At 39.4% G+C, this 18,640-nt stretch carries 20 protein-coding genes and 1 other annotated feature; of the genes, 19 read left to right on the plus strand and 1 reads right to left on the minus strand.

Translation table 11 applies throughout. From position 1 onward, the window contains the following. The first annotated feature begins 31 nt into the window (after positions 1-31). The 14 genes from yabA to ACLV7W_RS03815 all read left to right on the plus strand — a co-directional run bounded on the left by yabA (position 32) and on the right by ACLV7W_RS03815 (position 12,788). Positions 32-349 carry a DNA replication initiation control protein YabA gene (yabA, locus tag ACLV7W_RS03750; protein WP_000358228.1) on the plus strand — a complete coding sequence of 106 codons (318 nt, stop codon included), beginning with the start codon at positions 32-34 and terminating at the stop codon, positions 347-349. A 2-nt stretch (positions 350-351) separates the two neighbouring features. After that, positions 352-1,221 (plus strand): 16S rRNA (cytidine(1402)-2'-O)-methyltransferase, encoded by an 870-nt coding sequence (gene rsmI / locus ACLV7W_RS03755; RefSeq protein WP_411865457.1) that lies wholly within the window; start codon positions 352-354, stop codon positions 1,219-1,221. 217 nt (positions 1,222-1,438) lie between these two features. After that, a complete protein-coding gene (locus ACLV7W_RS03760) occupies positions 1,439-2,494 on the plus strand; it encodes a DNA cytosine methyltransferase (protein WP_153209679.1) in 1,056 nt (351 codons plus the stop codon). Between the two features lie 2 nt (positions 2,495-2,496). Then, positions 2,497-3,897 (plus strand): protein NO VEIN domain-containing protein, encoded by a 1,401-nt coding sequence (locus ACLV7W_RS03765; RefSeq protein ID WP_153209678.1) that lies wholly within the window; start codon positions 2,497-2,499, stop codon positions 3,895-3,897. Then, positions 3,894-4,934, plus strand: a complete 1,041-nt coding sequence (gene dcm / locus ACLV7W_RS03770) for a DNA (cytosine-5-)-methyltransferase (protein WP_153209677.1) — start codon at positions 3,894-3,896, stop codon at positions 4,932-4,934. The genes ACLV7W_RS03765 and dcm overlap by 4 nt, the downstream gene beginning before the upstream one ends. A gap of 24 nt (positions 4,935-4,958) precedes the next feature. Further along, complete coding sequence (locus tag ACLV7W_RS03775) at positions 4,959-5,753, plus strand: abortive infection family protein (protein WP_153209676.1); 795 nt, start codon at positions 4,959-4,961, stop codon at positions 5,751-5,753. Between the two features lie 15 nt (positions 5,754-5,768). Next, positions 5,769-6,332 carry an SLATT domain-containing protein gene (locus ACLV7W_RS03780; protein WP_000042158.1) on the plus strand — a complete coding sequence of 188 codons (564 nt, stop codon included), beginning with the start codon at positions 5,769-5,771 and terminating at the stop codon, positions 6,330-6,332. Beyond that, positions 6,332-7,654 carry an SMODS domain-containing nucleotidyltransferase gene (locus ACLV7W_RS03785; protein ID WP_411865458.1) on the plus strand — a complete coding sequence of 441 codons (1,323 nt, stop codon included), beginning with the start codon at positions 6,332-6,334 and terminating at the stop codon, positions 7,652-7,654. Before ACLV7W_RS03780 ends, ACLV7W_RS03785 begins: the two co-directional genes overlap by 1 nt. Before the next feature lie 193 nt (positions 7,655-7,847). Next, entirely contained in the window at positions 7,848-9,182 is a 1,335-nt protein-coding gene (trmFO, locus tag ACLV7W_RS03790) for a methylenetetrahydrofolate--tRNA-(uracil(54)-C(5))-methyltransferase (FADH(2)-oxidizing) TrmFO (protein WP_411865931.1), read from the plus strand. 83 nt (positions 9,183-9,265) lie between these two features. Further along, positions 9,266-10,003: a UMP kinase gene (gene pyrH / locus ACLV7W_RS03795; RefSeq protein ID WP_000002996.1), complete on the plus strand. Its 738-nt coding sequence runs from the start codon at positions 9,266-9,268 to the stop codon at positions 10,001-10,003. An 8-nt stretch (positions 10,004-10,011) separates the two neighbouring features. After that, entirely contained in the window at positions 10,012-10,569 is a 558-nt protein-coding gene (frr, locus tag ACLV7W_RS03800) for a ribosome recycling factor (protein ID WP_001262225.1), read from the plus strand. A 60-nt stretch (positions 10,570-10,629) separates the two neighbouring features. Further along, positions 10,630-11,484: an RNA-binding virulence regulatory protein CvfB gene (gene cvfB / locus ACLV7W_RS03805; RefSeq protein WP_001095459.1), complete on the plus strand. Its 855-nt coding sequence runs from the start codon at positions 10,630-10,632 to the stop codon at positions 11,482-11,484. 8 nt (positions 11,485-11,492) lie between these two features. Beyond that, positions 11,493-11,708: a YozE family protein gene (locus ACLV7W_RS03810; RefSeq protein WP_001232084.1), complete on the plus strand. Its 216-nt coding sequence runs from the start codon at positions 11,493-11,495 to the stop codon at positions 11,706-11,708. Positions 11,709-11,792: 84 nt separating this feature from the next. Next, positions 11,793-12,788: a PhoH family protein gene (locus tag ACLV7W_RS03815; RefSeq protein WP_411865459.1), complete on the plus strand. Its 996-nt coding sequence runs from the start codon at positions 11,793-11,795 to the stop codon at positions 12,786-12,788. 56 nt (positions 12,789-12,844) lie between these two features. On the opposite strand, the gene ald is transcribed toward ACLV7W_RS03815, so the two are convergent. After that, on the minus strand, positions 12,845-13,957 hold the full coding sequence (gene ald / locus ACLV7W_RS03820; protein WP_411865460.1) for an alanine dehydrogenase: 1,113 nt from the start codon (positions 13,955-13,957) through the stop codon (positions 12,845-12,847). Between the two features lie 171 nt (positions 13,958-14,128). On the opposite strand from ald, the gene ACLV7W_RS03825 reads away from it, so the two are divergent. From ACLV7W_RS03825 to rpmI, 5 genes are all read left to right on the plus strand, one after another. Next, positions 14,129-14,698: a GNAT family N-acetyltransferase gene (locus tag ACLV7W_RS03825; protein WP_411865461.1), complete on the plus strand. Its 570-nt coding sequence runs from the start codon at positions 14,129-14,131 to the stop codon at positions 14,696-14,698. 66 nt (positions 14,699-14,764) lie between these two features. Continuing rightward, complete coding sequence (locus tag ACLV7W_RS03830) at positions 14,765-15,403, plus strand: helix-hairpin-helix domain-containing protein (protein ID WP_411865462.1); 639 nt, start codon at positions 14,765-14,767, stop codon at positions 15,401-15,403. After that, positions 15,387-17,627, plus strand: a complete 2,241-nt coding sequence (locus ACLV7W_RS03835; protein WP_411865463.1) for a DNA internalization-related competence protein ComEC/Rec2 — start codon at positions 15,387-15,389, stop codon at positions 17,625-17,627. Before ACLV7W_RS03830 ends, ACLV7W_RS03835 begins: the two co-directional genes overlap by 17 nt. A 72-nt stretch (positions 17,628-17,699) precedes the next feature. After that, positions 17,700-17,831, plus strand: a sequence feature (ribosomal protein L20 leader region). A gap of 15 nt (positions 17,832-17,846) precedes the next feature. Next, positions 17,847-18,377 (plus strand): translation initiation factor IF-3, encoded by a 531-nt coding sequence (infC, locus tag ACLV7W_RS03840; protein WP_000848180.1) that lies wholly within the window; start codon positions 17,847-17,849, stop codon positions 18,375-18,377. A gap of 32 nt (positions 18,378-18,409) precedes the next feature. Further along, a complete protein-coding gene (gene rpmI / locus ACLV7W_RS03845; protein ID WP_001125943.1) occupies positions 18,410-18,610 on the plus strand; it encodes a 50S ribosomal protein L35 in 201 nt (66 codons plus the stop codon). Positions 18,611-18,640: the final 30 nt, after the last annotated feature.

Raw genomic sequence — 18,640 nt, forward strand, 5'->3', positions numbered from 1 at the left:
ATGAATGATAAAGAAAGGAAAGGGCTGTTTTATGGACAAAAAAGAATTATTTGACGCGCTGGACGATTTTTCCCAACAGTTATTGGTAACCTTGGCCGATGTGGAAGCCATCAAGAAAAATCTCAAGAGCTTGGTAGAAGAAAATACAGCTCTTCGCTTGGAAAATAGTAAGTTGCGAGAACGCTTGGGTGAGGTGGAAGCAGACGCTCCTGTCAAGGCTAAGCATGTTCGTGAAAGTGTCCGTCGCATTTACCGTGATGGATTTCACGTTTGTAATGATTTTTATGGACAACGTCGAGAACAGGACGAAGAATGTATGTTCTGTGATGAGTTGTTATACAGGGAGTAAGCATGCAGATTCAAAAAAGTTTTAAGGGGCAGTCTCCCTATGGCAAGCTGTACCTAGTGGCAACGCCGATTGGCAATCTAGACGATATAACCTTTCGAGCAATCCAGACCTTGAAAGAGGTGGATTGGATTGCTGCTGAGGACACACGCAATACAGGTCTATTGCTCAAGCATTTTGACATTTCTACCAAGCAAATCAGTTTTCATGAGCACAATGCCAAGGAAAAGATTCCTGATTTGATTGGTTTCCTGAAAGCAGGGCAAAGTATTGCTCAGGTATCCGACGCGGGTCTGCCTAGCATCTCAGACCCTGGTCATGATTTGGTTAAGGCAGCTATTGAGGAAGAGATTGCAGTTGTCACAGTTCCAGGAGCCTCTGCAGGGATTTCTGCCTTGATTGCTAGCGGTCTAGCGCCACAACCACATATCTTTTACGGCTTTTTACCGAGAAAATCAGGCCAGCAAAAGCAATTTTTCGACTCAAAAAAAGATTATCCTGAAACTCAGATTTTCTATGAATCTCCCCATCGTGTGGCAGATACTTTGGAAAATATGTTAGCAGTTTATGGCGACCGCTCGGTCGTTTTGGTTAGGGAATTGACTAAAATTTATGAAGAATACCAAAGAGGAAAGATCTCTGAATTGCTGGAAAGCATCTCCGAAACGCCACTTAAGGGAGAATGCCTTCTCATCGTTGAAGGTGCCAGTCAGGATATGGAAGAAAAGGACGAGGAGGACTTGTTTTCAGAAATCCAAGCCCGCATCCAACATGGTATGAAGAAAAATCAAGCTATCAAGGAAGTCGCTAAGATTTACCAGTGGAATAAAAGTCAACTCTACGCTGCCTATCACGACTGGGAAGAAAACCAATAAAGGGAGACAGAATGTAATAATTCTGTCTGTTTCTGTTTAACTTAATTAGTGATGATAATATTCGGAGTCTAAATCATAGAATTGATTGAGTAGTGAATAAATAAAAACAATGTTCATTCAGTTTATGTTAAATATATATGATGTACTCTATTAGAATTATTTTTAAGTACGCAGTATGGTATAATTATATATGAGAAAATAGTGTGGAGTTTATCAGTTGAAAAAATATAACATTGTAGATTTATTTTCAGGAGCAGGTGGTCTATCTTATGGATTCGAGATGGCTGGATTTAATGTTCTATTAGGAATTGATAATGACGAAAAAGCCTTAGAAACCTTTCAAAAAAATCATCAGAATTCAGAAATATTATGTGGAGATATTGCGAATATATCTTATGAGGAAGATATAAAACCAATAATTGGAGAACAAAAAGTTGACATAATTGTAGGTGGTCCCCCTTGTCAGGGGATGTCGCTTTCTGGACCTAGAAAATTTGATGATCCAAGGAACAAACTTTATTTGTCTTATATTCGATTGGTTCGAGAAATACAGCCAATTGCTTTTGTCATTGAAAATGTGATTGGGATTGTTAGTTTGTTTAAAGGGCAAATAAAAGATACTATCATAGAAGAGTTTTCGAAAATGGGTTATAAGGTTCAGTTTAAAGTGTTACTGGCCTCTGACTATGGAGTTCCTCAAAATAGAAAGCGTGTTATTTTTGTGGGGACGAGGAATGATGGATTTGAATATCCTGATGCACTGGGAACAATCATTACAACAGAGATGGCAATTTCTGATTTGCCAACATTAGAAAATGAACTTGGCGAGATAGCAATGTCTTATGTTTCAGAACCACAAAATGACTATCAAAAATTAATGCGAAAACGTTCAAATGTGGTTTTGAACCACGTTGCAGCCAAGCATTCAGAAAAAGTGACAAGTACAATTGCCCTTGTCCCTGACGGTGGAAATTATAAAAATCTCCCAGAGGAATTACGAGAAACAAGAAAATTTAATGTCGCTTGGACACGATTTGCTAGTTGGAAGCCAGCTCCTACGATTGATACGGGGCATAGACATCATTTCCACTATAAGTATAATCGTGTGCCAACAGTGAGGGAATCTGCTCGTCTACAATCTTTTCCAGATGAGTTTATCTTTTACGGAAGTAAAACACAGCAATTTAGACAAGTTGGTAATGCTGTTCCTCCTTTAATGGCTCAGCAGATTGCAAACAATTTACTGAAATATTTAAAAAATAACGAAGAGTAACTATGTATCAAGTTCCAGAGAAATATTATTTTAGACTACATCACCCAAGACCTCGTTTTAAAAATGATGTCGAAAATGTACTTGTTTATATGGCAACGAATATTTCTTATTTGGGAATATTGCCTAAAAAGGAATTTAGTCAGCAACTAAATGACATTATCAAACAATATGCAGGAAATGCAGATAAAACAGAGAAAACAATCAATAACTGGCGAACAGAGATTTCTTCTTTGTTTGGGATGATGATTGAGAAAGAAGGCTTTGTCTATTCAGGAAATAGGGCTAAGGAATTGACTGAAGACCAAGACCTTATTCGCTTTTTTAAAACCTTTTTGTATAATTTTGAATATCCTGGTGGGCATCTAAAAGATAACGAGATTGTTAAACTTTGTCAAATCGGAGTTCAATTTAAGCCAGCTCAGTATCTACTGGAACTATTTACAGAAGCCTCACAAGCTGAAGAAAAAACTATTTACCTCACCGATGAAGAAGTCGCCCATTGTATCTTTAATGATTTGAGATGTACTCGTGATAGAGAGCCTGTTTTGGAAAGATGGAATCGTATCAAAGAGAATAGAGCGTCTAAAGTAGCTTACGATACTAAAGGAGATGTTATTAGATATGCCAAAGATATTTTAGACTATATGGTTATAGCGAGTTTGCTAACTGTTCAAGGTGGTAGGTATAAAATAAATTCTGTGGAAGAGCAAGCAATAAATGACTTTTTGCAATCAGATGCTACCTTTGATGGTTATGCTCAATTTATTGGAAATGCTTCGACAATAATTGAAGATGTTCGAAATTTTAGAAGTGCTTGGTTCGAATATGTCAATCGTGATTTAGGAGATATTGATTTTAGGACAAACTTTAATCTCTACCTTCCAAGTGATATTGATTTTACTGAGGAGAAAACAGATATTATCGGACATCTAACTGAACACATCGAATATAGCGAGAAAATTTCTACCGCTGTTGTAGGGAGTTCGGGAGAAGCTATTGTCATCAATCATGAAAAACAAAAATTACGAGAACACGGGCAAGAACAGTTGCTCCATCTGGTGAATTTTATTCCAACACAGTTTGGTGTTGGCTACGATGTTCAATCTTTTGAGTGTGATGATTCTGAGCTGAGAAAATATATTGAAGTCAAAACAACTGTCAGCAATGCTTCTATTACTTTTAATTCGTTTCATATCACACCAAACGAATGGCGAACTGCTAAATCTGTGCGTGATAGATACTATATTTATCGTTTGCAGATTTCTAAACATAGCAAAAAATTGTTTATCATCAAGAATTTGTATGAATTAGTCAAAAATGAGAAGATGCTTCTGATTGAGAGAAAAGATGGATATGATGTCCGTTTTTCATCGTCAGTTGTCTTTGAGGAGAATTTAATTTGAAGAAACTAAAAATTGCCTCTCTTTTTAGTGGAGGGGGTGGAACGGATATTGGTTTTGCTGGTGGATTTGATTTTTTAGGTAAACATTATGCCGACAATCAAATTGAGATTGTCTATGCAAATGATATTGAAGATAGTGCTAATAAAATGTTTGAAAAGAATTTTGGTGTTATTCCAGACAATCGAAATATCCGAGAAATAAAATCAGATGAAATCCCGTCTTTCGATATTTTAACAGGAGGTTTTCCTTGTCAATCATTTTCTGTTAGTGCTCAAAATCCGAAACGCTTAGGAATAAAAGATGAAAAAGGGACACTGTTTTTTGAGATGGTGCGGGTGCTAAAAGCTCATCAACCAAAAGCATTTTTTGCCGAAAATGTTAAGGGAATTTTGTCTGCAAACAATAAAGAAGCTTTTCCTCTAATTATTGAAGAGTTCGAAAAAGCTGGCTATAATGTTTCTTATAAACTTTGCGTAGCCACCAAATACGGCGTTCCGCAAAAGAGAGAGCGTGTGTTTATTGTTGGTATTCGAAAGGATTTGAATTTTACTTTTGAATTTCCTGAAGAGCCTATTCAGAATGTAGAAGATTATACACCACTAAAAATAATTCTTCAGCAAGATATTGATGAAAAGTATTATTTTAGTGAGAGGGCTGTGCAAGGAATGCTAAATAGTAAATCTGGCAAAAAAATGAATAAAGGACGAGCACAAGACATTGAACAGCCGAGTAATACGGTTAGTTCTCACTTAGCAAAAGTATCCTTAAATAGCACTGACCCTGTTTTGTTAGAAAATGGACGTTACCGTCGCTATACTCCAAGAGAGGTTGCACGTATTCAGTCGTTTCCAGAAAACTATGAATTGCTTGGTTCAGAAGGTGCTCAATATAGAATGCTGGGGAATGCTATTCCACCAGTAATGATGTGGTATATTGCTGAAAAGTTAGTGTCAGATTTACGAAATAGTGATGTAATTGCAAAGCAACAGAAACTCGAAGAAAGTTTTGGTCAACTGGATTTGTTTGAAGCGAGTTGATGTTTTAAATCTAGGGAACTTGATATGGAATTAAATTTTCAAGATAAGAGTTTTATAAAAGTATTTTTTAATAGTGACGGTTATGTATTAAATTTTTCTAACTCTACTTTTGCTAATTTTACTTTTAATTCAGTAGGAGTAAATATTCAAGAGAAATATGGAGGTTCAAAAGGGAAAGCTTTACAGGCTTTTGTAGATAACGAACCAGATGAACTGGTTTTAAAATTGGCTTTAGATTTACTTAGATATTATGAAGACCTTCCTGACTCATATTACGAGAAAACTGAAGAGAGGAACTCTCAGGCATTCAAATTGAAAGAGAGACTTTCGAAATATGAAGTCTCACAAATGGCCTACTTAAATAATGTTGCTGAATCTTTATCTGACTATTTTGATAGCGACTATATAGATAAGCAAATGGGGATTATGAATGAAATGATTTCTCGCTCTCCAGCGGACGCTATTGGAAAAGCTAAGGAATTGTTGGAATCATGTTTTAAACATATTTTAGACCATGAAAAAATTGAGTATTCTAATTCTAATGATATTGCAACTTTGCAAAAGAAAGTCTTTAAATTTTTAAACTTGGATTCTAATGAAAATATTTCAGCAAAAAATAATCAAGATGTAAAGCTAGTTCTAAGTGGTTTGAATCAAATTATCAAGGGTATTAACAGTCTTAGAAATGATAAAGGTGATGGTCATGGTAAGGGAGCTAACTTTATAGAATTGCCACCAAGGTATGCTTCAGTTGTTGTAGGATCTGCATTAACGGTAGTGTCATTTGTTTGGGAAACATACCAAGATAAGCAAAAATAGTAAGGAGGAGGTTTAATGTCGAAAAATCAAGAAAAATTACACTTTCAACTTAAAAAATTTATAGTAAATGTAGGTTGGACTCACAAAATTCATGCGGTTAGAATTGACGAGTTAGAAAGCTATATTCGATGGTTTAGAATAGCAACAATAATCATTTCTGGAGTTGTCTCTTCTGGCTTAGTTGGAATACTTTGGTTTGATGAATATTGGATAAAGCTTGTTACAGCATTTTTATCATTAGTCACTACAATAATTTTTAGCATCACCAAGGAGTTTAACTTTGAGGAACGACTAGCTTTGGAGAGGAAATCTGTTGATGAGCTTTGGAATCTTAGAGTGTTAGCTGAAATTCTTTTATCTGAGGTGGTTTACAATGGAAAACCATCCAGTGAAATCCAAGAATTTTTCGAAGAATTAAAATTTCGAAGAGATGCTACTTATAGTCAACTTTCTAATGCTTCTCCCAAAAATGTATCCAAGGCTTCAAAACTAATAAAATCGAGAAAAGATAATGATTATGAGGAGGATTATAGATACTTTATTCCAAAAGAATTGATGGAAATTAAGGAGGAAGAGTAATGTCTTTATCTAATGATTTTAAAGAATTTTGCGAAGACGAACTCCCCATGACGGATGAGGAATGGGAAAAATGGAAGAATAGATTAAAAGAGATTACGAAACGACTTAATCGAAAATACTATTCCTTAGATGAGCTTAAAGATGAAGAAATTGACAATGGTTTGATTGTTGGTAGTGTGGGGAGAACGACGGCTGTTCGAAATGTTAGTGATTTTGATTATATTTTTTCACTACCCTCAGAAGTGTATAGACGATTTGATTCTTATGAGGGTAATGGTCAATCAGCACTTCTACAGGAAATAAAAAACGAATTACTAAAAAGATACCCAAATACAAAAATAAAAGGAGACGGACAGGTCGTTGTTATTGATTTTTCGGATGGTGGAAAAATTGAGTTAGTTCCAGCTTTCGAACAATCTGATGGTAATTTTAAATATCCTGATTCTCGTAACGGAGGCTCTTGGAAAATTACTAAACCAAAGCCTGAAATTGAAAAATGTAAATCTTTAAATTCGAATTTTAATAATCACTTCTCTAACTTAACAAGGCTCATACGACGATGGAAAAATCATATGGGCTTTTCATTTAAGGGGCTGTTGATAGATGCTTTGATATCTGATTTTATTGATGATAAAGGTATTTCTGAAATATATTACTCTGATTATAATATTCTCTTGAAAGATATTTTTGAATACTTTTCAAGTCAAGATAAAAATAGAGAGTATTGGTATGCTTTAGGTAGTAATCAAAAGATTTATAATAATGATGGAGCAAAATTTATCAATAAAGCTAAGCAGGCTCTCAAGAAAATAGAAGACGCTTCAGAAGAGAAACTTACTGAAGTTTATAGACAGCTATTTGGTAGAAAATTCGCTCAATCCACTTCTACCACAAATCGAGCTTCGAATGAAGAATTTATTGATGAATTGTTTAGTATTGATATCCGATATAATATTGTTTTGGAGTGTGAAATTACTCAGGATGGTTTTCGAAAAGCACTTCTTTCAGACTTTTTAAAGAGTAGATTTAAGATTAAAAATAGAAAATCTCTTGATTTTGAAATTATACAATCAGATATTCCAGATAATCTTTTGTCTGATGTTAAATATTATTGGAAAGTAAGAAATATTGGAGCTGAGGCGATTAGAAGAAATTGTGAGCGTGGTGCTATTTTTTCAGGTAAAATAAAACATCACGAAGATTCTCAGTTTAAAGGAGACCACTATGTTGAATGTTATGCTGTTTTAGATAATACGGTTATAGCAAGAGATAGAATAACAGTCCCTATCGATCCGTTACGTGGAAAAGATTTTATAGAGTAGCATATAATTGATTTTTAATTGGAATACTCACTATCTCTTTACATCAAGAAAATGACTAAACAGGGAAGTTTGCCTTCTTCCCTTTTTTTGTTATACTAGTAGAAGAAAAAATTAGAAAGATTTGTGGGTGTCAAACAGTCCAGTGGAGTGTTTTGATATGGACTTAGGTCCCACCCAAAGAGGTATTAGTGTCGTGTCTCAATCTTATATCAATGTTATCGGTGCTGGTTTGGCAGGTTCTGAGGCAGCCTACCAAATCGCAGAGCGTGGTATTCCAGTTAAACTTTATGAAATGCGTGGTGTCAAGTCAACACCCCAGCACAAAACAGACAATTTTGCAGAGTTAGTTTGTTCCAATTCCTTGCGTGGAGATGCTTTGACAAATGCTGTTGGGCTTCTCAAGGAAGAAATGCGTCGCTTGGGTTCTGTTATCTTAGAATCTGCTGAAGCAACCCGTGTTCCTGCAGGAGGAGCTCTTGCGGTGGACCGTGATGGTTTCTCCCAAATGGTGACTGAAAAAGTTACCAACCATCCCTTGATTGAAGTGGTTCGTGATGAAATTACAGAATTGCCGACAGATGTTATCACAGTTGTGGCGACTGGTCCTTTGACCAGCGATGCTCTGGCTGAAAAGATTCATGCTCTTAATGACGGCGATGGTTTCTATTTCTACGATGCGGCAGCGCCTATTATCGATGTCAACACTATCGATATGAGCAAGGTCTATCTCAAGTCTCGTTATGACAAGGGAGAGGCAGCCTACCTCAATGCCCCTATGACTAAACAAGAGTTTATGGATTTCCATGAAGCCTTGGTCAATGCAGAAGAAGCACCGCTCAATTCCTTTGAAAAAGAAAAGTACTTTGAAGGTTGTATGCCTATCGAAGTCATGGCCAAACGTGGCATTAAAACCATGCTTTATGGCCCTATGAAACCAGTCGGTTTGGAGTATCCAGATGACTACACAGGACCTCGTGATGGCGAATTTAAAACACCTTATGCGGTGGTTCAGCTCCGTCAGGACAATGCGGCTGGTAGCCTCTACAATATCGTCGGTTTCCAGACCCACCTCAAATGGGGAGAACAAAAGCGTGTCTTCCAAATGATTCCAGGTCTTGAAAATGCGGAGTTTGTTCGTTATGGTGTTATGCACCGCAATTCTTACATGGATTCACCGAATCTTCTTGAGCAGACTTATCGTTCTAAGAAACAACCAAATCTCTTCTTTGCTGGTCAGATGACGGGTGTGGAAGGTTATGTTGAGTCAGCAGCGTCAGGCTTAGTTGCGGGAATTAACGCGGCTCGTCTTTTCAAGGGAGAAAGCGAGGCTATTTTCCCAGAGACGACAGCGATTGGAAGCTTAGCTCATTACATCACCCATGCTGACAGCAAACATTTCCAACCAATGAATGTCAATTTCGGTATTATCAAGGAGTTGGAAGGCGAACGTATCCGTGATAAGAAGGCTCGATATGAAAAAATTGCAGAGCGTGCCCTTAGTGACTTAGAGGAATTTTTAACAGTCTAATTTTTTTGAAAGAATTGCTCATGATACTATAAAAATCTTAGAAATTGTGATAAAATAGGTAGGATAAAAGAAGGAGAGTGAAAATGGCGAATCCCAAGTATAAACGTATTTTAATCAAGTTATCAGGTGAAGCCCTTGCCGGAGAACGTGGCGTAGGGATTGATATCCAAACAGTTCAAACAATCGCAAAAGAGATTCAAGAAGTTCATAGCTTAGGTATCGAAATTGCCCTTGTTATTGGTGGAGGAAATCTTTGGCGTGGAGAACCTGCAGCAGAAGCAGGTATGGACCGCGTTCAGGCAGATTACACAGGAATGCTTGGGACTGTTATGAATGCTCTTGTGATGGCAGATTCATTGCAACAAGTTGGGGTTGATACACGTGTGCAAACAGCTATTGCTATGCAACAAGTGGCAGAGCCTTATGTACGTGGACGTGCCCTTCGTCACCTTGAAAAAGGCCGTATCGTTATCTTTGGTGCCGGAATTGGTTCACCTTACTTCTCAACAGATACGACCGCGGCCCTTCGTGCGGCTGAAATCGAAGCGGATGCTATCCTTATGGCTAAAAATGGCGTAGATGGTGTTTACAATGCCGATCCTAAGAAGGACAAGACAGCTGTTAAATTTGAAGAATTGACTCACCGTGATGTTATTAACAAAGGTCTTCGTATCATGGACTCAACAGCTTCAACCCTCTCAATGGATAACGACATTGACTTGGTTGTCTTCAACATGAACCAACCAGGCAACATCAAACGTGTCGTATTTGGTGAAAATATTGGAACAACAGTTTCAAATAATATCGAAGAAAAGGAATAAGAAAGATTATGGCTAACGCAATTATTGAAAAAGCTAAAGAGAGAATGACCCAGTCTCACCAATCACTTGCTCGTGAATTTGGTGGTATCCGTGCCGGTCGTGCCAATGCAAGCTTGCTTGACCGTGTACATGTAGAATACTACGGAGTAGAAACTCCTCTTAACCAAATCGCTTCAATTACGATTCCAGAAGCGCGTGTTTTGTTGGTGACACCATTTGACAAGTCTTCATTGAAAGACATCGAACGTGCCTTGAATGCCTCTGATCTTGGTATCACACCAGCTAACGACGGTTCTGTTATTCGTTTGGTTATCCCTGCTCTTACAGAAGAAACTCGTCGTGACCTTGCTAAAGAAGTGAAGAAGGTCGGCGAAAATGCTAAAGTGGCTGTCCGCAATATCCGTCGCGATGCTATGGACGAAGCTAAGAAACAAGAAAAAGCAAAAGAAATCACTGAAGACGAATTGAAGACTCTTGAAAAAGACATTCAAAAAGTAACAGACGATGCTGTTAAACACATCGACGACATGACTGCCAACAAAGAGAAAGAACTTTTGGAAGTCTAAAAAATAAACAGAAAAACTCAGTTGGCATTGCTGGCTGAGTTTTATTCGAAAGAAGGAAATATGAATACAAATCTTGCAAGTTTTATCGTTGGACTGATCATCGATGAAAACGACCGTTTTTACTTTGTGCAAAAGGATGGCCAGACCTATGCTCTTGCCAAGGAAGAAGGTCAACATACAGTTGGGGATACGGTTAAAGGTTTTGCCTACACGGATATGAAGCAAAAACTCCGCTTGACCACTCTAGAAGTGACTGCAACTCAGGACCAATTTGGTTGGGGAACTGTAACGGAAGTTCGTAAAGACTTGGGTGTCTTTGTGGATACAGGCCTTCCTGACAAGGAAATCGTTGTGTCACTCGATATTCTCCCTGAGCTCAAGGAACTCTGGCCTAAGAAGGGCGACCAACTCTATATCCGTCTTGAAGTGGACAAGAAAGACCGTATCTGGGGACTCTTGGCTTATCAAGAAGACTTCCAACGTCTGGCTCGTCCTGCCTACAACAACATGCAGAACCAAAACTGGCCAGCCATTGTTTACCGCCTCAAGCTGTCAGGGACCTTTGTCTATCTGCCAGAAAATAACATGCTTGGCTTTATCCATCCTAGCGAGCGCTATGCAGAGCCACGTTTGGGTCAAGTATTAGATGCGCGTGTCATTGGTTTCCGTGAAGTGGACCGCACTCTGAACCTCTCTCTCAAACCTCGTTCATTTGAAATGTTGGAAAATGATGCTCAGATGATTTTGACCTACTTGGAAAGCAATGGCGGTTTCATGACCTTAAATGATAAGTCATCTCCAGACGACATCAAGGCAACCTTTGGCATTTCTAAAGGTCAGTTCAAGAAAGCTTTAGGTGGTCTTATGAAGGCTGGTAAAATCAAGCAAGACCAGTTTGGGACAGAGTTGATTTAGGGAGATTTATGAGAAAATCATTTTACACTTGGCTCATGACTGAGCGCAATCCTAAAAGTAATAGTCCCAAAGCTATCTTGGCAGACCTCGCTTTTGAAGAGTCAGCCTTCCCAAAACACACAGATGATTTTGATGAGGTGAGTCGCTTTTTGGAGGAGCACGCCAGTTTCTCTTTTAACCTAGGAGACTTTGACGCTATCTGGCAAGAATACTTAGAACACTAGCATGATTCACTAGGTTTGGGCTAGTAATTTCTCCGCCCCTTTGCTATAATAAAAAGAAATAAAAGAATTAGAGAGGTTCTTTATTTGAAGGAACATTCAATAGACATTCAACTGAGTCATCCAGATGACCTGTTTCATCTTTTTGGTTCCAATGAACGCCATCTTCGTTTGATGGAAGAAGAGCTTGATGTGGTGATTCATGCTCGTACGGAGATTGTGCAGGTTTTGGGAGAAGAGACTGCCTGTGAGGAAGCCCGTCAAGTTATTCAGGCTTTGATGGTCTTGGTAAATCGTGGGATGACCGTTGGTACGCCAGATGTGGTGACTGCGATTAGCATGGTCAAAAACGATGAAATAGACAAGTTTGTCGCCCTTTATGAAGAAGAAATCATTAAAGACAATACTGGGAAGCCTATCCGCGTCAAAACCTTAGGTCAAAAGCTTTATGTGGACAGTGTCAAACAGCATGATGTGACCTTTGGAATCGGACCTGCAGGGACAGGGAAGACCTTCCTTGCAGTGACCTTGGCAGTGACTGCCCTTAAACGTGGGCAAGTCAAGAGGATTATCCTGACTCGTCCAGCGGTGGAAGCAGGAGAGAGTCTAGGTTTTCTTCCGGGTGATCTTAAGGAGAAGGTAGATCCTTACCTTAGACCTGTTTATGATGCCTTGTATCAGATTCTGGGGAAAGACCAAACAACTCGACTCATGGAGCGTGAAATTATCGAGATTGCGCCCCTTGCCTATATGCGTGGACGAACTTTGGATGATGCCTTTGTCATTCTCGATGAGGCGCAAAATACGACTATCATGCAGATGAAGATGTTTTTGACTCGTTTAGGCTTTAATTCTAAGATGATTGTCAATGGAGATATCAGTCAGATTGACCTTCCGCGTAACGTCAAGTCCGGTTTGATTGATGCCCAAGAAAAGCTCAAGAACATTCACCAGATTGACTTTATTCATTTTTCAGCCAAGGATGTGGTTCGCCATCCTGTTGTCGCTCAGATTATCCGAGCTTATGAACCAGCACCGGTCAAGAATGAAGAGAGTGAAGCAAGCCAAGAAGAAACAGAATAACAAAAAAGAGCAGTTCGGTTGGAATTGCTCTTTCTTTTATCTGATAATTAGATTTTTTATACTAATTCATCAATTGGAGTATGTTTTTTATCGAGACCTTGGGCTACTGGAAGACTGGTTAAGTAACCTTGATAAGTGGTAACACCTTGACGCAGCCCCTCATCTTCAGCGATTGCTTGTACAAATCCTTTTTCAGCCAAAGCTTCGATATAAGGAAGAGCGACATTGGTTAGTGCGATAGTTGAAGTACGAGCAACCGCACCTGGGATGTTGGCAACGGCATAGTGGAGCACACCGTGTTTTTCATAGACGGGTTCATCGTGCGTTGTCACACGGTCAGCTGTCTCGATAACGCCACCTTGGTCAACGGCAACGTCAACGATGACAGATCCTGGACGCATTTGCTTGACCATCTCATCTGTCACCAATTTTGGTGCTTTGGCACCTGGGATGAGAACCGCTCCGATCACCACATCCGCATCTCTCACACTGGCTTCAATGTTAAATGAATTGGACATGAGAGTTTGAATTTGGTGACCAAAGACTTCTTCAAGGATTGAGAGACGTTTAGCACTGATATCAAGGATGGTCACTTGCGCTCCCAATCCTAAAGCGATGCGGGCAGCATGGGTCCCTACGACACCACCACCAATGATGGTTACTTTTCCTTTAGGTACACCCGGTACACCACCCAGTAGGACACCAGAACCTCCTGCTTGCTTAGTTAGAAAATGAGCACCGATTTGGACTGCCATACGGCCTGCAACCTCACTCATAGGTACGAGGAGTGGTAACTGACCTTGGGAATCACGAACAGTTTCATAGGCAATCCCTGTTGTTTTTGCTGCTAGCATAGCATCTGCTAATTCAGGCGCAGCGGCCATGTGCAAGTAGGTAAAGAGAAGCAGGTCGTCACGTAAGTAACCATATTCAGAAGCTAATGGTTCTTTTACTTTCACGACCAACTCTGCAGCCCAGGCTTCACCAGCAGTAGCGACAATCTCAGCTCCTTGCTTTTGATAGTCATCATCAGTAAAGCCAGAACCGAGACCAGCATTTGTTTCGATAAGGACGCGATGACCACGGCCGACTAAGCTGTGGACACCAGCAGGTGTGAGGGCGACACGGTTTTCATTATTCTTAATTTCTTTTGGAATTCCGATTAACATAGAGAAAAACTCCCTTTCTATTGACGGGCTGTAAATGATTTATCACAATTATCTATAAAATAAGGTGATGATTTTATTCTATATGAAACCGCTTTAAAAAGCAAGAAAAATTTGTTATCACTTCTTTTTTATGCTAGACTGATAGAAAATACTTTTGAATGGTAGAAACGTATGGAATCAATCTTTTTAAAACTAGCTCAGTATCCAATAGTGGAGACTGAGCGTTTATTGCTTAGACCTGTAACCTTGGATGATGCGGAAGAAATGTTTGAGTATGCCTCGGACAGAGAAAATACGCGCTACACTTTTCCAACCAATCAAAATTTAGAAGAAACCAAAAGTAATATTGCTCAGTTCTACTTGACCAATCCCTTGGGACGGTGGGGAATAGAACTAAAAAGCAATGGTCAGTTTATTGGAACCATTGACTTGCACAAGATTGATCCTGTTATAAAGAAGGCAGCTATTGGCTACATTATCAATAAAAAGTATTGGAATAAAGGATTGACGACAGAAGCCAATCGTGCCGTAATTGAGCTAGCTTTTGAGAAGTTAGGAATGAATAAGTTAGTTGCTTTACACGATAAGGCTAATCCCGCGTCAGGAAAGGTCATGGAGAAATCAGGCATGCTTTTTTCCTATGTAGAACCATATGCTTGTATGGACCAGCATGAAGAAGGCCGAATCGTGACAAGAGTTCATTATGTCTTGACCAAGGAAGACTATTTTGCAAATAAATAAGCAGTTGAGAAGAAATTTTCGACTGTTTTTTCTTTCTCTTACGAATAATCTAAGAGAGGAGAATATATGGAAGCAATTATCGAGAAAATCAAAGAGTATAAAATCATTGTCATCTGTACTGGTCTGGGCTTACTTGTCGGCGGATTTTTCCTGCTAAAGCCAGCTCCACAAACAGCTGTCAAGGAAACGAATTTGCAGGCAGAAGTTGCAGCTGTTTCCAAGGATTCATCGACCGAAAAGGAAGAAAAGGAAGAACCTGTTGAACAAGATCTAATCACAGTAGATGTAAAAGGCGCTGTTAAAGCACCTGGGATTTATGACTTGCCAGTAGGTAGTCGTGTCAATGATGCTGTTCAAAAGGCGGGTGGCTTGACAGAGCAAGCAGACAGCAAATCGCTCAATCTAGCTCAGAAAGTTAGTGATGAGGCTCTGGTTTACGTTCCAACTAAGGGAGAGGAAGCAGCTAGTCAACAGACTGGTTCTGGAACGGCTTCTTCAACGAGTAAGGAAAAGAAGGTCAATCTCAACAAGGCCAGTCTGGAAGAGCTCAAGCAGGTCAAGGGTCTGGGTGGCAAACGAGCTCAGGATATTATCGACCATCGTGAATCAAATGGGAAATTCAAGTCGGTTGATGAACTTAAGAAGGTTTCTGGTATTGGTGCTAAAACCATAGAAAAGCTAAAAGACTATGTTACAGTGGATTAAGAATTTCCCTATTCCCCTAATCTATCTGAGTTTTCTATTGCTCTGGCTTTACTACGCCATTTTCTCAGCATCCTATATCGCACTGTTAGGCTTTGTTTTTCTGCTAGTCTGTCTCTTTATCCAATTTCCATGGAAATCTGCTGGAAAAGTTCTAGTGCTTTGTGTAATTTTTGGATTCTGGTTTGTTTTTCAAACTTGGCAACAGAGTCAAGCTAGTCAAAATCTGGCGGATTCTGTTGAGAGGGTACGGATTTTGCCTGACACTGTTAAGGTCAATGGAGATAGCCTATCTTTTCGTGGTAAGTCTGATGGACGCATTTTTCAAGTCTATTACAAGCTTCAGTCCGAGGAGGAGAAAGAAGCCTTTCAAGTCTTAACAGACCTTCATGAGATAGAACTTGAAGGAAAACTTTCGGAGCCAGAAGGGCAGAGGAATTTTGGTGGATTTGACTATCAAGCCTATCTGAAGACTCAGGGAATTTACCAGACTCTCAATATCAAAAAAATCCAGTCACTTCAAAAGGTTGGCAGTTGGGATATAGGAGAAAATCTGTCCAGTTTACGTCGAAAGGCTGTGGTTTGGATTAAGACACATTTTCCAGACCCTATGCGCAACTACATGACGGGTCTCTTGCTGGGACATCTGGACACCGACTTCGAGGAGATGAATGAGCTTTATTCTAGTCTAGGAATTATCCACCTCTTTGCCTTGTCAGGTATGCAGGTAGGCTTTTTCATGGATGGATTTAAGAAACTTCTCTTGCGATTGGGCTTGACCCAAGAAAAGTTGAAATGGCTGACTTATCCCTTTTCCCTTATCTATGCAGGACTGACAGGATTTTCAGCATCGGTCATTCGAAGTCTTTTGCAAAAATTATTGGCTCAACATGGCTATAAGGGCTTGGATAATTTTGCCCTGACTGTGCTTGTTCTCTTTATTGTCATGCCCAACTTTTTCTTGACAGCAGGAGGAGTCTTGTCCTGTGCTTATGCTTTTATCTTGACCATGACCAGCAAAGAAGGCGAGGGGCTCAAGGCTGTTGCTAGAGAAAGTCTTGTCATTTCTTTGGGTATATTACCCATTTTATCCTTCTATTTTGCAGAATTTCAACCATGGTCCATCCTTTTGACCTTTGTCTTTTCCTTCCTATTTGACTTGGTCCTCTTACCTCTCTTGTCTATCTTATTTGCCCTTTCCTTTCTCTATCCAGTCACTCAACTTAATTTTATGTTTGAATGGTTGGAAAGCATTATTCGCTTGGTATCACAGGTGGCACGTAGGCCTCTGGTCTTTGGACAACCCAATGCATGGCTGTTGATACTACTATTAATTTCTTTGGCTTTGGTCTATGATTTGAGGAAAAATATCAAAAGAGTAGCTGGATTCAGCTTACTTATTGTGGGTCTCTTTTTCTTGATCAAGCATCCACTGGAAAATGAAATCACTATGCTGGATGCGGGGCAAGGCGAGAGTCTTTTCCTACGGGATGTAACTGGGAAAACCATTCTCATAGATGTGGGCGGTAAGGCAGAATCTGATAAGAAAATAGAAAAATGGCAAGAAAAGGCGACGACCAGTAATGCCCAGCGAACCTTGATTCCTTATCTAAAAAGTAGAGGAGTAGCCAAGATTGACCAGCTAGTTTTGACAAATACGGACAAGGAGCATGTTGGAGACTTGTTGGAGGTGACCAAGGCTTTTCATGTAGGCGAAATTTTAGTGTCAAAAGGCAGTATGAAACAGAAGGAATTTGTGGCAGAACTACAGGCGACTCAAACCAAGGTGCGTAGTGTGACAGTAGGAGAGAACTTGCAAATTTTTGGAAGTCAGTTAGAAGTTCTATCTCCAAGGAAAATTGGAGATGGGAGTCATGAAGATTCCCTAGTTCTGTATGGAAAACTCTTGGATAAGCACTTTCTTTTCACTGGAAACTTGGATGAGAAAGGAGAGAAGGACGTGCTGAAGCATTATCCAGACTTGAAAGTGGATGTTTTGAAAGCTGGCCAACATGGCTCCAAAAAATCAACAAATTCAGTTTTCTTAGAACAGCTCAAACCAGAGATTACTCTCATCTCAGTTGGAAAGAACAATCGAACGAAATTCCCCCATCAGGAAACCTTGACACGACTGGAAGGTATCAATAGTAAAGTTTATCGAACTGACCAGCATGGAGCTATCAGGTTTAAAGGGTGGAATAGTTGGAAGATTGAAACGGTTGGGTAACGAGCACAAACTTTTCAAAAAAATAACTTTTTATCTTGACAAGGACTAGAAAACTTGGTATCATATAAAAGTTGAGAAAAGCAGAAGTGAGAGCTTCTCGCCTTGTGATATCAAGTTGCCTGGCCCTACGGATGAAAAGTTTCTAAGAAACGCTATCATAACGTGCGGGCTTGTATATTTACGAGTCCGCTATTGTTTTTCTCTAATAAAACAAAAGAGGTGAAAACCATAGCAAAGCAAGACTTATTCATCAATGATGAGATTCGTGTACGTGAAGTTCGCTTGATTGGTCTTGAAGGAGAACAGCTAGGCATCAAGCCACTCAGCGAAGCGCAAGCTTTGGCTGATAACGCTAATGTTGACCTAGTATTGATTCAACCCCAAGCCAAACCACCTGTTGCAAAAATTATGGACTACGGTAAGTTCAAATTTGAGTACCAGAAGAAGCAAAAAGAACAACGTAAAAAACAAAGTGTTGTTACTGTGAAAGAAGTTCGTCTAAGTCCAACGATTGACAAGGGTGACTTTGATACAAAACTTCGCAATGCACGCAAATTCCTTGAAAAAGGAAATAAAGTTAAGGTATCTATTCGCTTTAAGGGTCGTATGATTACCCATAAAGAGATTGGTGCAAAAGTTTTAGCCGAGTTTGCTGAAGCAACTCAAGATATTGCCATCATCGAACAACGTGCTAAAATGGATGGACGTCAAATGTTCATGCAATTGGCGCCAGCAACTGACAAAAAATAATTGTCAGAAAGTTAAATAAAGGAGAAAAAATCATGCCAAAACAAAAAACACACCGCGCATCAGCTAAACGTTTCAAACGTACAGGTTCTGGTGGACTTAAACGTTTCCGTGCTTACACTTCTCACCGTTTCCACGGAAAAACTAAGAAACAACGTCGTCATCTTCGTAAAGCATCTATGGTGCATTCAGGAGATTACAAACGTATCAAAGCAATGCTTACTCGCTTGAAATAATAGCTTGACTGTAAGTAAACAATTCTAGGA

The sequence above is a fragment of the Streptococcus mitis genome (genome assembly GCF_965111735.1).
Taxonomy (GTDB): Bacteria; Bacillota; Bacilli; order Lactobacillales; family Streptococcaceae; genus Streptococcus; species Streptococcus mitis_DR.

Bases quoted from the DNA above. Each gene is read 5' to 3' on its own strand.
- yabA (WP_000358228.1), top strand. From the start codon at position 32: ATGGACAAAAAAGAATTATTTGACGCGCTGGACGATTTTTCCCAACAG.
- rsmI (WP_411865457.1), top strand. From the start codon at position 352: ATGCAGATTCAAAAAAGTTTTAAGGGGCAGTCTCCCTATGGCAAGCTG.
- ACLV7W_RS03765 (WP_153209678.1), top strand. From the start codon at position 2,497: ATGTATCAAGTTCCAGAGAAATATTATTTTAGACTACATCACCCAAGA.
- ACLV7W_RS03775 (WP_153209676.1), top strand. From the start codon at position 4,959: ATGGAATTAAATTTTCAAGATAAGAGTTTTATAAAAGTATTTTTTAAT.
- ACLV7W_RS03780 (WP_000042158.1), top strand. From the start codon at position 5,769: ATGTCGAAAAATCAAGAAAAATTACACTTTCAACTTAAAAAATTTATA.
- ACLV7W_RS03785 (WP_411865458.1), top strand. From the start codon at position 6,332: ATGTCTTTATCTAATGATTTTAAAGAATTTTGCGAAGACGAACTCCCC.
- pyrH (WP_000002996.1), top strand. From the start codon at position 9,266: ATGGCGAATCCCAAGTATAAACGTATTTTAATCAAGTTATCAGGTGAA.
- frr (WP_001262225.1), top strand. From the start codon at position 10,012: ATGGCTAACGCAATTATTGAAAAAGCTAAAGAGAGAATGACCCAGTCT.
- cvfB (WP_001095459.1), top strand. From the start codon at position 10,630: ATGAATACAAATCTTGCAAGTTTTATCGTTGGACTGATCATCGATGAA.
- ACLV7W_RS03810 (WP_001232084.1), top strand. From the start codon at position 11,493: ATGAGAAAATCATTTTACACTTGGCTCATGACTGAGCGCAATCCTAAA.
- ald (WP_411865460.1), bottom strand. From the start codon at position 13,957: ATGTTAATCGGAATTCCAAAAGAAATTAAGAATAATGAAAACCGTGTC.
- ACLV7W_RS03825 (WP_411865461.1), top strand. From the start codon at position 14,129: ATGGAATCAATCTTTTTAAAACTAGCTCAGTATCCAATAGTGGAGACT.
- ACLV7W_RS03830 (WP_411865462.1), top strand. From the start codon at position 14,765: ATGGAAGCAATTATCGAGAAAATCAAAGAGTATAAAATCATTGTCATC.
- ACLV7W_RS03835 (WP_411865463.1), top strand. From the start codon at position 15,387: ATGTTACAGTGGATTAAGAATTTCCCTATTCCCCTAATCTATCTGAGT.
- rpmI (WP_001125943.1), top strand. From the start codon at position 18,410: ATGCCAAAACAAAAAACACACCGCGCATCAGCTAAACGTTTCAAACGT.